The following is a 14,006-nucleotide window of genomic DNA, read 5'->3' as shown; positions in this document are numbered from 1 at the left end:
TGACGGAAGCGCGCGCCGGGACGATGAGGTTTACTCATGTCTCGCATGACTTAATTGTGGTTGAAGCGCAGCAACGGGGCAGCTATCTTTGGCGCCCGAATCATCCATAGAAAAGCCTTCGCCGACGTCACGCACATCGGAGCGGGTGGCGCGAGATCATGACAATCCTGGCTGGCGGTCTGCAATTTCCTGAGGGGCCCGTGGCATTGGGCGATGGCTCGGTGGTGCTGGTCGAGATGCGTGCGGGGCGCATCTCGCGGGTCGCGCCCAACGGGCGCGTGCAGACGGTGTGCGACTGCGGCGGCGGCCCCAACGGCGCTGCCTTCGGTCCGGACGGTGCGCTCTATGTCTGTGACAACGGGGGCAGCGCCTATGTGCCGGGCCGCTTCACCTCGACGGGGCCCGCACTCGGATACGACGGCGGCAGCATCCGCCGCGTCGACCTCGCCGACGGCGCCGTCTCGACGCTCTACACCCGCTGCGGCGAACACCGGCTGTCATCGCCCAACGACCTCGTGTTCGACGCGCAAGGTGGCTTCTACTTCACCGACTTCGGCAAGAAGCATGCGCGCATGCGTGACACCGGCGGCGTCTACTACGCGCTACCCGATGGCTCTCGCATCGTCGAGGTGGCGTACGGGCTGCTTTCGCCCAATGGCATAGCCCTGTCGCCGGACGGCCGGGTCCTGTACGTCGCCGAAACCGAGACCGCGCGTCTGTGGGCCTTCGATGTGGTGGAGCCCGGCGTCGTCGACAAGCACCCCTTCCCTTCGCCGCACGGCGCACGCCTGGTCTGCGGCCTGCCGGGCTTCCAGCGCTTCGACAGCATGGCCGTCCAGGCGAGCGGGCACGTGTGCGTCGCCACGCTGGTCACGGGCGCGATCTCGGTCATCGCACCCGACGGCGAACTGGTGCGCCAGCAGGCATTTCCCGACATCTACGTGACCAACATCTGCTTCGGCGGACCGGACCTGCGCACCGCCTACCTGACGCTGTCGGGCACGGGCCAGCTCGTCTCGCTGCCATGGCCCGAGCCGGGCCTGCGGCTGCATTTCAACGCCTAGCCGCCCGTACCGTACCTCTCGCTTGCCTCGTCCCCATCACGCGTCACCACGCCATCACCGGAGAACACCATGAACCGTCGAGAACTCATCACTGCGCTGGCGGGGGCCTGCGGGGCCGGTGTCCTGGGCACGTTGCCGTCGCGCGCCGCCAGCCCGTCCTATCCCAATCGCCAGGTTCGCGTCGTGGTGCCCTTCACCGCCGGCGGCGGAACCGACGTGGTGGCGCGGGCGCTCGCGGCAAGCATGTCCGAATCGCTCGGGCAGACCTTCTACATCGACAACAAGCCAGGCGCCAGCACAGTCATCGGCTCGGAGTACGTGGCCAAGTCGGCGCCCGACGGCTATACCCTGCTGGTGGCGAGCGTGCCGCATGCAACCAATCCGTCGATGATGAAGAACCTGCCATTCGACACGGTCAAGGCGTTCGTGCCGGTGAGCCTCGCGGTGCAGTCGCCCTTCATCATGGTCGCGTCGGCTGCGTCCCCGATCCACTCGATGGACGAAGCACTCGCGCAGGCCAGGGCGCGCCGCCTGTCCTTTGCATCCACGGGCAGCGGCACCGCCGATCACCTGTCGATGGAACTGCTTGCGCTGCAATCGGGCGTGTCGATGACGCACGTTCCCTACAAGGGCACCGGCCCCGCACTCGCCGATGTGATGGGCGGCCACGTCGACCTCATGTTCGCCAACGTGGTGGCCGCCGCGCCGCTCGTGAAGTCCGGCAAGCTGCGCGCGCTCGCGGCGTCGACCGCCAGGCGGTCAGCGTCGCTGCCAGAGGTGCGCACGGTCGAAGAGATCAGCGGCAATCCCTTCGACGTGAGCGCCTGGACCGGCGTGCTCGCACCCGCGGGCACCGATCCCGCGCTCGTCGAGCGCCTGGGCGCCGAGGTGCGCAAGGCCCTGCAGACGAACGTCACGCGCGAGGCCCTGGTGGCCAACGGCGCCGAGCCGGTGGGCAGCACGCCCGCGCAGTTCCGGGCCTTCATCGCGCGCGAGATGCAGACCTGGAGCGCCATCATCGCGAAGGCCGGCATCACGCCGAGCTGAGCACGATGCCGCATCGACCGTCGAGGAGCCCATGCCTTTCGCCATCATCGCTTTCGACAAGCCGCAGGCGCAAGCGCTGCGTGCGGCGCTCAAGCCCGCCCACCTGGACTACCTGGTTGCGCGCGAGCACATGATGCTCGCCGGTGGTGCGCTGCTCGACACTGAAGGCCAGCCGATCGGCGGCCTGATCATCCTGGACACCGAGGATCGGCAGACCGCGCAGGCATTCGCGAGCGGCGACCCATTCAACACCGGACAGCTGTTTGCTACTGTCGATGTCGTGCCTTGGCGCCAATCATTCTTCGATAGGAAGCGAACGCGATGATCCGGCTCTCTGAAGTGCCCCGGATTCCGTGGAGGCCGGTTGGCTTGCCACCACCCATCCCATGCATGCCGTTCTACTCTTCTGATGACCTGAGAAGTAATCGACCGGAGGGGGCAGTCACGCTAATGTCGTCGTGAGCTGAGACCGATCACCGCAACCTTCTTCAATCAGACAGGAAACTCAATGAACATCACGGTAGAAACCAAGGTCAGCGCACCCATCGAAAAGGTCTGGCGCTGCTACACCTCTCCTGAAGACATCAAGCAGTGGAACGCCGCGTCCGACGACTGGCACACCACGACGGCGGCCGTTGACCTGCGCGAGGGCGGTGCGTTCAGTTCGCGAATGGAAGCGAAAGACGGCAGCATGGGGTTCGACTTCGCAGGGACCTACACCAAAATCGTGGAGCCAGAGCTCATTGAATACACATTCGGCGATCGCTCGGCACGCGTCGACTTCATCCAGGCCGGCCAAGGGGTGACGGTGCGCGTCAGCTTCGAGGCCGAGTCGACCCACTCCGTCGAGCAGCAACGGGACGGCTGGCAGGCGATTCTGGAGAGTTTCGCTCGATACACCGAAGCCAAGCCATGAATTGACCCAGCGGGCGCTCAGCAAGCTTCCGGCAACCCTCCTATCTAGCTCGCGGAGCCTTCCTCAATACCCGTTGCGTACGAATGCTCCGGCGATAGCAGAAACGCCCGAGTAAACGAATCGGCGGGATGCCAAAGCGTCACGCGTGGCGCAGCGGCGGTGATGTTCTGGGGCAGGCCGACCAGCAGCTGGGTCGAAAGAAACGACAGGCGGCCAACCGCGGTATCGAACACCAGGCCGAGCTGCGTCACACCACTCGATCGCAGCACGCACGGCGCCGGCTCCGCATAGCGAAGGCGCAACCGTTGCTCGAGCAGTTTCGCCCGCGGCCTGAGCGCGTGGTTGGCCCAGGCTTCGGCTTCAAGCTGGCGCAGCACGCTCCAGCCGATCTGCGCGGCATTGCGCAAGCTGTCGAGCATGCCCCCGGGCCGCGCGAACAGGTCGACCATGTCGACGCCGCTCGAGGCCTCCTGCAAGGCGGCGGGAAGCTGCGGCATCACGATCCGGTGAAGCCTGCGCCTGGCACGGTTGCTGGCGAGCAGCATCCAGTCGGCATCGACGCAGATGGCCGGACAGGGCTCGTGCGCTGCCAGCAGCTCCAGCGCGCATGCGGGCGCTTCAGTGACCGGTGCGTCATGCGCCTGATCGCCAAGGCTGGAAAAACCGCCGTGGAGCAGCGCTGCGTTGCGAAGCGCATCGGAAGCCTGAACCTCGTCGAGCCAGGCCCGAAGCAGCTGCCGGCCAGGGCGCGAGAGACCCCGCTCGACAAAGCTGACGTGGCGCTGCGATACGCCGAGGCGCGTCGCCAGCTCGATCTGGCTCAGGCCTCGCTCCAATCGGACTTCGCGCAGCAGTCGAGCCAGGTTCGTCGCTATGTCTGTCGTCTTCGTCATTGCGTTTCAACTCGCCCTGTCGTGCTTCTCGACTTCCGGGTGCGAATGATCACACAGGACGCCCGAAATCCGCCAGCCGGGCAACCCTCGTCGTCACAACGAGGCGGCATGGCTCATGACCTGAAAGGTCGTTGCACGCCGTCACGCGCTCTGGTCCAGTCCGGGAACGCCAAGAACTGGCCATCCACTCACTGCATGAATTCAATGTGAACACGAAACTGTTGGAGGTCGTCATCGGAGCGCTTTGGGGCATGACGGCCGGCGGGTCGGCAGCGCAGCATGCCGCCTTCCCGGGACCGGTGCGGACCGTGGTCGGCTTCCCGGCCGGCGGCTCCTCGGATGTGCAGGCGCGCACCATTGCCGAGAAGCTGGGTCCGGCGCTCGGGACACAGGTGGTGGTAGAAAACCGCTCCGGGGCAGGTGGTCAGATTGCCGCGGAGCACGTGCGAGCGGCGGCGCCGGACGGCACGACCGTCCTGCTGGGCAGCACACATATGCTGGTCATGCTGCCGCTGGTTTCACGTTCCGTACGGTACGACCCGCGCAAGGACTTCCAGGCCGTCGGGCGCATCCAGAGTTTCACGCTGGCGTTCGCAGTGCCCAACGCATCGACGGCACAGACGCTCGGGCAATGGCTCGACTTGGCGCGCGCCGCCCCGCTGCACTCGACCTACGGCGTGCCGGCACCCGGCAGCGTGCCCCACTTCGTCGGCTATCAACTCGGCAGGAGCGCCGAGGTCGATCTGCTTGCCGTGCCCTATCGCGGCGGAGCGCCGCTGGTGCAGGATCTGCTCGGCGGCCAGGTCAGCGCCGGCATCGTCCCCGTGGCAGACATCGCTTCCCATCACGCGGACAGCAAGATCCGGGTGCTGGCCGTGAATGGCACCACGCGATCACCGCTGCTGCCGCAGGTGCCCACGCTGACGGAACTCGGAAAGCCAGGGTTTGAGAATCTCGAATGGACCGGGATGTTTGTGCCGGCAAGAACGCCGCGCGCCGTCATCGAGCGGCTGAACGCCGCATTGGTGCAGACGCTCAACGACTCCGAGGTTCGCGCGCGCATGCGCAAGCTGGGCACCGAGCTGCAACCCAGCACGCCCGACGAACTTTCATCGTTGATCGAGCTTGAGTTGCGCCATTGGGGCGATGTGGTCGAGGCCTCCGGCTTCAAGGTTGATTGACGTAGGCGCCATGGTCGCTCGGTGGCCCAGGGCGCTTCGCGATCTGCTTGACCGACTCGGTCTTGGATCGTCGCACCCCTTACTTCGGCCGGCGGGCGCCGCTGGTCGTGCGCGCCAGCTGCTCGACGCCTCCCAGGATCACCGACAGGCCGAACTCGAACGCTTCGTCGAAGTCCCAGCCGTCGAACGCGAGGTCACGCTCGATGTGCTCGAAGCCGCCGCCGCTCAATCGGCCTTGCGCGAGTGCGGTCGCCGGATCCATGCCCTTGAACGGCCCCTTCACCTCGTACGAGGCCTGCCCAAGCGTGAAGTTGGTGAGCAGGAAATAGACCCTAAACGCATCGTCACCGGTCACCCCCGCCTCGCCAAGAGCCTGCAAGGTCAGGTCCAGTGGCCGGAAGATCGCCAGCGGGGGCTCTTCAAGCGCCTCCATCAACCGCACCGAAGCGGGGTGGGCGCGCACCGCAGCGCGCAGGCTGCGAAAGCAGTAGCGAATGCGCTCGCGCCAATCCGCATGGTCGCAGGAGAAGTCGATCTGCTGCGCAAGGTGCTCGGCCATCGCGCGCAGGAGCTCGTCCTTGCCCGCAAAGTGGTTGTACAAGGCCATCGGACTGACCTTCAGCGCCTCCGCCAGGCGGCGCATGGTCAGCGAGTCCAGTCCCTCCCGATCGACCAACCCCAGTGCGCACTGCAGTACGCCGGTGGGGTCCACAGCCGCCTGCCGGGGCCGGCCCCGCGGTCGTTTGCGCTCGCTCGTCATGACCGCATTGTCACCGGGCGCTTCTGCTTGACAAAATGTACGCCGTATATAAATTGGAGTGCCGGCCACTGCAAGGGAGTTCCACCGTGATCACTTCTCTACACGTCCTGACCGCCTTTCTCGTCTCGATCGCCTGGGCACTGGCGCTTTCGCATGCGCTGGAGTGGCCCGGCAAGCTGAGGCTGGACGAGAAGGCGTACGCCGCCACTCAGACGATCTACTACCCGGGCTTCACCATCGGAGGAGCCATCGGTGAAGCGGGGGGCATCGTGGCCACATCCGTGCTGCTGCTGTTTACAGAGCCTGGCGCGCCACAGTTCGCATTCACGCTCGCAGCCCTGCTGGCCCTGCTGGCGATGCATGCGACCTACTGGCTGATGACGCACCCCGTGAACAAGTTCTGGCTGCGCGGACAGCAGCTGGAGGGCGCGGGCGCCGGCTTCTTCGGTATTGGCGAGCGGGGGCGCGAGACAGCCAACCACGCGGACCGACACCAGGTCTGGGTCGGGCTGCGCCGGAGGTGGGAGTGCTCCCACGCCGTGCGCGCCGCATTCTCCGGTGTGGCGCTGGCATGCCTGCTGGTGGCGCTGGCGCTGTGAGGGAATGAGCCGACAAAGTCGTCAGCCCTCTATGCTGGCCGAACTCCGGCGCCCGGCGGACTTTTCATCTGTCGCTCATGAGCCGCGGCACATCGAGTCGCACCATTGGCAATCTCGCTTCCATGACGGCCGACCCAGCGGCTTGCGGGTTATCGCTGGACGTTTTTGGATTTCAGGTATCGGCGAGCTCCTGGCGCGATGGGCGCCAAGTCGGCGACGCTCGTCCATCGCGTCCGCAGGTACTCCGCGCGTGGCGGACTCCGCAGCACCTGAAAACCTTCGCAAGCATGAGGGCGACCATTCGTGAACCGGGATGCCCGACCAACAATGCGTTGAAGGGCTGGCCGTGAGTACGAGCAGCGGCTCGACCCACCGGAGAGCTATGCACGCTCGAAGCGCCTACGCACTCAAAGGCTGGCGAACGGCTATCGCATGACCCGCATGACCCGCATGACCCGCATGACCCGCATGACCCGCATGACCCGCATGACCCGCATGACCCGCATGACCCGCAGAAAAGAATAGCGCCTCGGACGATGCGATGTGTCGCCTTAGGAAGGGCCTGCCTCGCCATCGGCAGCGTACCGGTGCGCACGAGCAAGCCTTTTTGCTGAGCTCGGCATGACAGCATTGCAACCGTCTGTGGAACCCGCGTGCCGACGCCTGATGCGCGAACGACGCAGCGCAAACTCAACCTCGAAGGTTCCGGCACTACACGGACTGCTGCGACTTGCGATGAGGCGCGCAGGCAGCGGATGTCCGTCGCCCGGCGAGTGCAGCCCAGTCGAAAATGAACTCCCGCTCGGACCGAGCCTTGCGGATTCGTCCCCGGGATGGACCGGCCTTCCCCGCCGATTGGCTGGTCCGCTTTTCGAGAGGTTCTCGCTGATTTGGCTTGTTTTCTCGCCCGTGCAAGAGTTCAGTCCTTGGAGTATGTGAGTCAAAAATGAATCCTTACGGTCCAAGTTTCGTCTTGACGTGTACGGCAATACGCCGTACATTTTGGAGAAAGTGAGGTTTCTATGTCCACTGAGATCGTCCGAACCGAGCGTGTCGAAGCCCGCATTGCGCCTAGCGTACTGGCTTTGGTCCGGCGCGCAGCAGAGATCGAAGGGCGCAGCCTGAGTGACTTTCTCGTTGGAGCCGCGCAAGAAGCGGCACGCCGCACGATTGAGCAGACGCAGATCATCCGGTTGTCGATGGAAGAACAGCAACGCTTTGCTTCGTTGCTGCTCGACCCTCCCGCGCTCTCTCCGGCGATGGCGCGGGCAGCCAAGGCCCACAAGAAACTGATCGCCTTGCGCGGTGACTGATCAGTTCCGCATAGAGGCGCTTGCGGCTGAACATGACCGCGCGACCTTCGCCTGCGGCAGCGATCCACTCGACAAGTATCTGCGAGAGCAAGCGTCTCAGGACATGCGCCGCCGCACCAGCGCCTGCTACGTCGCTATCGACAAAGCGACAGATGCGATCGCCGGGTACTACACCCTCGCAGCAGGCAGTGTGCCTCTTGCTGACCTGACCGAGGCAACCGCGAAGAGGCTGCCGCGGTATCCCCTCGTCCCAGTCGCGCGCGTTGGCCGCCTTGCGGTGAGCCTGGCGTTTCAGAAGCGTAAGCTCGGTGCGGCGCTTCTGTGGGATGCAAGCCTGCGCGCCATGCAGTCAGGCATGGGCGTCTTCGCACTGGTTGTCGACGCCAAGGACGAGACCGCCGCCGCGTTCTACGAGCATCACGGCTTCGTCAGTTTCAGTAGCAACCCGCTAACCTACATGCTGCCGATTGCAACTCTTGCAAAGACGACCTGAGCGCTTGCGGGCGATAGTCCGACTACCCCACTCTTGGCGATCAGTCTTTGCTCTTGCCAATTGGGTTTTTTTACTTGCCCAACCCAAGCCGCCCTTCCATGTTCATAGATTCGCCGCGCTTTTCAAAGATACGTGTCTGAGACTTTTCAATTCGCTGTACCAGCCGCGCAACACCCCCGCGTCATTCCGCTTGCGTTCTACCAGCTCTCGCAACTCGGCCATTGCATCCTCCTCCCACGACGTTTTCGCATGCCTCGCAACGGTCTCCAGTAGCGTCAGCAGGTGATTGGACAAGCACATCCGCTCGGTCGACACGGGGTCGATATACACAGCATCTAGGCCAAACCGCGACGCCTGGAACTTGTTGTATGCGTAGACAAGGTAGTCGTCTCGGCACGGCACGAACGGCTTTTCCGTCAGCAGCCATGCGCCCAGAAGTTGCGCAAAGCTCGCGAGAGACGCGGCCCGTGTGAGGCTCAGCGGGCTGTCCAGCACACGGATTTCAACTGTCCCGAACTCCGGTTTCGGCCGGATGTCCCAGTGAAGATCCTTGACCGACTCGATGATCCCGCATGCGAGCCATCTGGAGAGGTGGCTGGTCAGCTCATCCCATGAGAGCGCGAACGGGGCGCAAGGCCCCGTCGGAAATGGGCTCGGGCAGTTCAGCCGGGTCGAGTCAAAAGCGGTGTCGAAGCCCTCCATGAAAGGACTGGATGCCGACAATGCGACTAGATGCGGTACGTACCTCGCCAGCTGGTGCATCAGCAGAGGGACGCGTCCGACGTCGTCGCAGCCCAGATGAATATGCTGCCCGAACACCGTGGTTTGCTTCAACACCTCTCCATACAAAACGGAAAGAGCCCGGTATCGTGGGCTGTCGAACACGTGCTGGTCCGACCAGCGTTGGAAAGGGTGCATCCCGCCGCCAGCGATGACCACACCATGCTCAGCCGCGGCCGCTGACACATGGGCCCGCAGCTCCTTCAGGTCAGCCAACACTTCGCGGGCACCCTTACAGATGCCCGTCGAGATTTCAATCATTCCCGAGGTGACCTCAGGGACGATGGCTCCGCGAGTCGGGGGCGAAGCGTGGCCCACTGATTCCATGATCTCCCGGGACACCTGAGCCAGATCACCCGTGTGGATGTCAATGATTTGCAGCTCCAGTTCCACGCCCAGGCTGAGTTGCGCGGACGGCGCGAAGTCGAATTGCGAAGTTCGCGCAGGAGCGAAGAGGTCTGCTATTCGTTGCATGGCCTTCTGAGAATCTCGTAATCGATTGGCTTGAACGCTCCGTTGTTGGAATTTTCGGCCGAACACGACGTCAAGCCGCATACTAGATTCATCTCCGCGCGTAGGTCTATGTAGTCGCCTGCCCTGGACAATGGCGGCAGGACTTTCACCTCACCGCCGGGCGCCACGACCACGTTCATGAACACGTTGAATGTGGTGCTAATTTGGCTCGGCGCAATGCCGAATTCCGCCAAGGCGCAATAGAGGTTCTCGAAGCAGCTTGGATGATGGCCCCGATGCTTGTAGAGGATCTCGAACATCTCCTGGCTACATGGCGTCAACATGAAGTCGTGCCGGCCCACGGTGTCCTCGAGAATCCGGAACATGGGCCGGCTGTCGTTCGAATAGAGAACATCGCCCTGGGTCAAATAGATCTTGGAGGCGTAGTCGATCGTTCGACCCGACGACAGGCTGCAGCGATGATCCTCCTCCGCAAACGCGAAGAGGTCGGCAACCTGCTCCCCGAAGGGATCGAAGATGCGCAGAACCTCGCTGGCGCGCAGCTTGAAGGCAACGCCTGACTGAGGTGGAATGCGGCAGCAACCGGTGGAGCGGGTTTCGGACATGGGTCAGTCTTTGTGGCGGAAGGGACATTTCCATTCGGCGCCTACGGCGCGGCCCGAGTACTGACGGGCCTCCGAAGACTCGCCGAACCGCGAGAGAACAGGATTGAGCGAGCCTTGAAGCGCAACATCGCGGGCGCGGATCGCTTCCTGCATGGACTGGTATCTGCCAGACGCCTTCAAGGCTTCGAACTGATCGTGGAAGTTGAAGACCAGGCTCGGCAATGGAGCGCGGCGCGCAAGGCGCGATGCACGCGGGTGCATGCCCACGACAAAGTAAGCCCGCCCGCCAGCACTGAACGAGAAATCCTCGCGTTCAGGATCTCGGCTGACATCGCAACTCCAGGCATGGCCTTCGGCGAGGTCGTGGTCATGCAGAGACTGCAGTTGCTTCCACAGCAGGACCTCGAACTCCTGTTCGTCGGTAGCCGGACTGTCAGCGCCATCGAAAAGCGACACAAAGCTTACCGGCGCACTGCCGGGATCGGGGAATTCAGCAGCGTATTCGAGCAGCGCCTCGTGCAATGCCGGCGTGCATCCGGGGTCTCCCAGCTTCCCAAACCTGCCGAAGCGCATCCGGCCCTTGTTGAGCGCCGATTTCGCGCCGACGCACGGAAAGCTTTTGTCCGCAAGGAACGCTCGCAATTTGTCTTGGCCAGCTGCGCCAGCGACTGCAAGTGAAGATAGTGTTTGTACCATCGCTGCAACGGTAGAGGCTTCTATCCGCTTCAACGAAGGTCACCGGACTGCATGCGCGTGAGCTGATACCGATACGCAGGTAGGGCGGACGCCGCCTCGCCGTGGTCCTGGACCTACGAGTTAGGGTGATTGTGGCCTCGTTCGACCATCAAACCCTCCTGGACAGACCGTGCGAATGCACCTACGACGAGGGGACCGACCAACTCCAGTCTGCAGGCCCGCGCATGCCGCTCGTTCCCGCAGCATCAGGATGGCCCGGAGCCAGCGCGTCCGGCTCCAAGGTTGGCACTGGGCGGCCAAGTTGCTCTCCGGCCAGCGGAGTTGTACCAACGCGCCGAAAATCGTTCTGGGATTCCGGGGGGATTGCAGGGCCGCGGTTCGTCACCGATAGCACAACGTCGTGTAGCCCTGGGCGGTGTCTCCCATGTTCGAAGCGTTGGCGACGTCGGCATCTTGCCGCCAAGCTGCGGGGCGCGAGCATTTTCGCAAGTCGTTGACCATCGTCGACATGGTGGCCGTGCTGCGTAAGCCGCTTTCCGGGCGCCGCGTTGTTGTCCGATGAACTTGACCGCTCGCGAAACGAGCCGGTCATGCTGATGCACCCACAGACGTAGGCAGGGCGTGTTCAGCGATCGCGAGGAAACGCTCCGTGTCTGGGGAGGCGGCACTTCGCCGGAACTTGGTGGGGCCGCTACCATGTGATCTGACAGCCCGAACCGCGGAAGAATGGACCAGCTTCATGACGACCTTGTTTCCCGGCGTGAGCCATTGCTTCGCCGGATCGAAAGGTGGTCTCCATGGCAATGCGTGTTCGGAACCGTCGCGCCCCTAGTGGAAGGGTGCAATTGATCGCCGCCGCTTCTCCGTACCCCGCCGCCTTGGCCTTTGTCAAACGCGAACTTGTCCCACACGCTTCACAGCAGCACCGGGCTAGCTTCACATCATTTCTCCATCTGGCGCAAAGGGACCCGGTGAGACGCCGACAACCAAAAATATTGAACCTCGCTCTGCAGGGAGGGGGCACTCATGGTGCTTTCACTTGGGGCGTGCTTGAGCGGTTACTTGACGAAGAGGATATTGAGATTGAGCGCATCAGCGGCACGAGTGCAGGCGCGCTGAATGGAGCCGCGTTGGCGTCGGGCCACGCCCATGATGGTCGACGCGGCGCGAAGCGTCAGTTGGAGCAGTTGTGGACCCGCGTAGCGCAGGCGGCTCTCCCGATCACTCTCCTGGCTGCGCCGCTGCGCAAACCGGGCATGGGTCTATGGGACGATGCCATGCCACTCGTATCACCCTACCAAATGAACCCCCTCGGGATTTCGCCGCTTCGACGGGTATTGGAGTCGGTCGTGGACATCGATGCGGTCAAGGGTGCTTCTGGTCCTCGCCTGTATGTCAATGCGATCAACGTGCGCACGGCGCAGTCGAGAGTTTTTGGACCGGGCGAAATGTCGTTCGACGCACTTCTTGCCTCTGCTTGCGCGCCTTTGATGTTTCAGGCTGTTGAAATTGAAGGCGACGCCTATTGGGATGGTAGCTACGGGGCGAACCCAATGCTTTCCCCGCTGTACGAAGGAAAGCCGGAAGCGGACATCTTCATGATCGAACTCACGCCCCTCGAGCGTCCGGAAACGCCCACCACCGCGAAAAACATCCTGAACAGAATTAACGAAATTGCCTCGATTTCAGGTCTTGTCACAGAGCTTCGCGCGCTCGACTTCGTCAATCGAAGCGTTCCGGGTTCAGCGCTGCGGCTGCATGTTCTGAGCATGCCGGAAGACGTCGACGTCATGGCGCTTGAACCATCCGTCAAACGGTCCGTTGGTATGGAGCTCTTCGAGGCGCTGCGACGGTCGGGGCACGGCGCGTGCGACCGCTGGCTGAGCAAACACGGAGCGCAGATCGGCGTGAAGCCCTCGGCTGACCTTCACGCAAAGTATCTAGCACCATATGCACAAGGCGCCACCCCGGCGGTCTGACCAAGCTTGTCTCGTGGGTTCGGCGGAACTTTCGAACCGCACGCGAGCATCTGCTTATGCAGACGGTAGAGCTGGGGCCGCCGATGCGCTGATTGTGCGTGGTAGCGCATCGTGGAGGCGTACGTGAAGTTCCGAGTCCTGACATTGCGGTTCAAGCGCCACCATCCACGGGGGTCTGTTGATGATGGACCAGTTCCAGGCACCCTCTTGAAATCGCATAGGTGGAGCTACAGAGCGCGCCGCATCCCGCTTCCCTTCGCTCCGCAAGTGCGCAGTGAACCAGCACCACCACTCCGGGACCTGCACGCAGCCACTGCGCTCGCTCACATCGACCCAGCGCGCGGCGGTCTCCAATGACGCTATACCTCGTTGCTCGTCGACACGCCCCGGGGGATCGGGAAAGACCATCGCCGCATCGATCCGCATGTCGCAACGATACGCATCGATCCCCTGCAGCCAGAAGCCTTCTTCCATGCGCCACAGCGCGAGACCGCGATGGGCGCTGTCTTCATTCATGAGTGTCTGCTGTTCAATGGATTGGGGGACGGGCAGCGCCAGATGCGTATTCCGGCGAACGTGACCGACGATTCCGCTCTATCGTGACCGGTCGCCATGCGTGTTGAGTTGCGCGTTCAGATTGTAGAAGTGGCGGTCACGATGGGTCTTTGTTCTTCTCCTTTTGGGGTGTTTTTGCCGTCTGCCGCAATGACTCACCCGTGAGGGTGAGTCGGTGATTCTGCTGCATCAATCGATCAAGGATCGCGTCAGCGATCGTGGCGTCTCGGACCCATGCATGCCAGTGCTCGAGTCGGCTGCCCTGGGTGGGCCGCGACGTATTCCTCCCACATCAGCATGAGGGTCATGCCCTTACGCCTCAGCTCCTGGTGCACGCGGCCATAGTCGGGCAGCACGCAGTGCGAGGGGTGGTCCAGCCGGCCTTGCGCGACGCGACGCTCCAGTGCCGTGTCGCTCAGCGTTTGAACGGTGGGCCAGTCCAGGCCCGCGACGCTGGCAAGGCCGACGTACTTGGCCACGACGCCCTTGGAGATGCCGAGTGAAGCCGCGATCCGTTCGTGGGAGAGGCGGGCTTCGAGTTTGAGACGAAGGACGTCTCTGATCTTGCGCATGTTGGCCAGCGACAATTATCTTGAGCGGTCGACGACAACTATCGTGAGCGGTTGACGCGCGCGCCCGGGGTGCGTTTGC

At 63.3% G+C, this 14,006-nt stretch carries 16 protein-coding genes and 1 pseudogene; 10 read left to right on the top strand and 7 right to left on the bottom strand.

Annotation, left to right across the window (positions count from 1 at the left end):
• Positions 1-158: 158 nt before the first annotated feature.
• The 4 genes from AC3A6G_RS25890 to AC3A6G_RS25875 all read left to right on the top strand — a co-directional run bounded on the left by AC3A6G_RS25890 (position 159) and on the right by AC3A6G_RS25875 (position 3,027).
• On the top strand, positions 159-1,064 hold the full coding sequence (locus tag AC3A6G_RS25890; RefSeq protein ID WP_487874936.1) for an SMP-30/gluconolactonase/LRE family protein: 906 nt from the start codon (positions 159-161) through the stop codon (positions 1,062-1,064).
• A gap of 69 nt (positions 1,065-1,133) precedes the next feature.
• The gene (locus AC3A6G_RS25885) at positions 1,134-2,111 is read left to right on the top strand and encodes a tripartite tricarboxylate transporter substrate binding protein (protein WP_487874935.1); all 978 of its coding nucleotides are present in this window, start codon (positions 1,134-1,136) and stop codon (positions 2,109-2,111) included.
• A gap of 31 nt (positions 2,112-2,142) precedes the next feature.
• The gene (locus AC3A6G_RS25880; protein ID WP_487874934.1) at positions 2,143-2,436 is read left to right on the top strand and encodes a YciI family protein; all 294 of its coding nucleotides are present in this window, start codon (positions 2,143-2,145) and stop codon (positions 2,434-2,436) included.
• A gap of 183 nt (positions 2,437-2,619) precedes the next feature.
• Positions 2,620-3,027, top strand: a complete 408-nt coding sequence (locus AC3A6G_RS25875) for an SRPBCC family protein (protein WP_487863073.1) — start codon at positions 2,620-2,622, stop codon at positions 3,025-3,027.
• 44 nt (positions 3,028-3,071) lie between these two features.
• On the opposite strand, the gene AC3A6G_RS25870 is transcribed toward AC3A6G_RS25875, so the two are convergent.
• A complete protein-coding gene (locus tag AC3A6G_RS25870) occupies positions 3,072-3,920 on the bottom strand; it encodes a helix-turn-helix domain-containing protein (RefSeq protein ID WP_487874933.1) in 849 nt (282 codons plus the stop codon).
• A gap of 206 nt (positions 3,921-4,126) precedes the next feature.
• Between AC3A6G_RS25870 and AC3A6G_RS25865 the strand changes: the two genes are divergently transcribed.
• On the top strand, positions 4,127-5,101 hold the full coding sequence (locus tag AC3A6G_RS25865) for a Bug family tripartite tricarboxylate transporter substrate binding protein (RefSeq protein ID WP_487874932.1): 975 nt from the start codon (positions 4,127-4,129) through the stop codon (positions 5,099-5,101).
• Positions 5,102-5,180: 79 nt separating this feature from the next.
• Here AC3A6G_RS25865 and AC3A6G_RS25860 read toward each other — a convergent pair whose 3' ends face one another.
• On the bottom strand, positions 5,181-5,861 hold the full coding sequence (locus AC3A6G_RS25860; RefSeq protein WP_487874931.1) for a TetR/AcrR family transcriptional regulator: 681 nt from the start codon (positions 5,859-5,861) through the stop codon (positions 5,181-5,183).
• Positions 5,862-5,947: 86 nt separating this feature from the next.
• On the opposite strand from AC3A6G_RS25860, the gene AC3A6G_RS25855 reads away from it, so the two are divergent.
• The 3 genes from AC3A6G_RS25855 (at position 5,948) to AC3A6G_RS25845 (ending at position 8,266) form a co-directional block, all read left to right on the top strand.
• The gene (locus tag AC3A6G_RS25855; protein WP_487874930.1) at positions 5,948-6,460 is read left to right on the top strand and encodes an anthrone oxygenase family protein; all 513 of its coding nucleotides are present in this window, start codon (positions 5,948-5,950) and stop codon (positions 6,458-6,460) included.
• A 1,022-nt stretch (positions 6,461-7,482) separates the two neighbouring features.
• Positions 7,483-7,773 carry a type II toxin-antitoxin system TacA family antitoxin gene (locus AC3A6G_RS25850; RefSeq protein ID WP_487874929.1) on the top strand — a complete coding sequence of 97 codons (291 nt, stop codon included), beginning with the start codon at positions 7,483-7,485 and terminating at the stop codon, positions 7,771-7,773.
• Positions 7,766-8,266, top strand: a complete 501-nt coding sequence (locus tag AC3A6G_RS25845; RefSeq protein WP_487874928.1) for a GNAT family N-acetyltransferase — start codon at positions 7,766-7,768, stop codon at positions 8,264-8,266. The genes AC3A6G_RS25850 and AC3A6G_RS25845 overlap by 8 nt, the downstream gene beginning before the upstream one ends.
• 102 nt (positions 8,267-8,368) lie before the next feature.
• On the opposite strand, the gene AC3A6G_RS25840 is transcribed toward AC3A6G_RS25845, so the two are convergent.
• From AC3A6G_RS25840 to gntA, 3 genes are read right to left on the bottom strand one after another with little or no spacing between them, the layout of a single operon-like run.
• Positions 8,369-9,520 carry a YbdK family carboxylate-amine ligase gene (locus AC3A6G_RS25840; RefSeq protein WP_487874927.1) on the bottom strand — a complete coding sequence of 384 codons (1,152 nt, stop codon included), beginning with the start codon at positions 9,518-9,520 and terminating at the stop codon, positions 8,369-8,371.
• A complete protein-coding gene (locus AC3A6G_RS25835) occupies positions 9,508-10,125 on the bottom strand; it encodes a DUF1989 domain-containing protein (RefSeq protein ID WP_487874926.1) in 618 nt (205 codons plus the stop codon). The genes AC3A6G_RS25840 and AC3A6G_RS25835 overlap by 13 nt, the downstream gene beginning before the upstream one ends.
• Positions 10,126-10,128: 3 nt before the next feature.
• The gene (gene gntA, locus AC3A6G_RS25830) at positions 10,129-10,821 is read right to left on the bottom strand and encodes a guanitoxin biosynthesis heme-dependent pre-guanitoxin N-hydroxylase GntA (protein WP_487874972.1); all 693 of its coding nucleotides are present in this window, start codon (positions 10,819-10,821) and stop codon (positions 10,129-10,131) included.
• Between the two features lie 995 nt (positions 10,822-11,816).
• Between gntA and AC3A6G_RS25825 the strand changes: the two genes are divergently transcribed.
• Together AC3A6G_RS25825 and AC3A6G_RS25820 are read left to right on the top strand one after the other, a co-directional pair.
• Positions 11,817-12,800: a patatin-like phospholipase family protein gene (locus tag AC3A6G_RS25825; RefSeq protein WP_487874925.1), complete on the top strand. Its 984-nt coding sequence runs from the start codon at positions 11,817-11,819 to the stop codon at positions 12,798-12,800.
• Positions 12,801-13,169: 369 nt separating this feature from the next.
• Entirely contained in the window at positions 13,170-13,403 is a 234-nt protein-coding gene (locus tag AC3A6G_RS25820) for a hypothetical protein (RefSeq protein WP_487874924.1), read from the top strand.
• A gap of 49 nt (positions 13,404-13,452) precedes the next feature.
• Here AC3A6G_RS25820 and AC3A6G_RS25815 read toward each other — a convergent pair whose 3' ends face one another.
• Positions 13,453-13,560 (bottom strand): hypothetical protein, encoded by a 108-nt coding sequence (locus AC3A6G_RS25815; protein ID WP_487874971.1) that lies wholly within the window; start codon positions 13,558-13,560, stop codon positions 13,453-13,455.
• A 67-nt stretch (positions 13,561-13,627) separates the two neighbouring features.
• A pseudogene (locus tag AC3A6G_RS25810) lies at positions 13,628-13,927 on the bottom strand (IS21 family transposase); the annotation flags it as partial.
• Positions 13,928-14,006 lie beyond the last annotated feature (79 nt).

It is taken from the genome of Variovorax sp. Soil_C_26 (assembly GCF_057657075.1).
The sequence above is the reverse complement of the archived record's forward strand: the minus strand, read 5'-3'. Positions and strand labels throughout refer to the sequence as shown.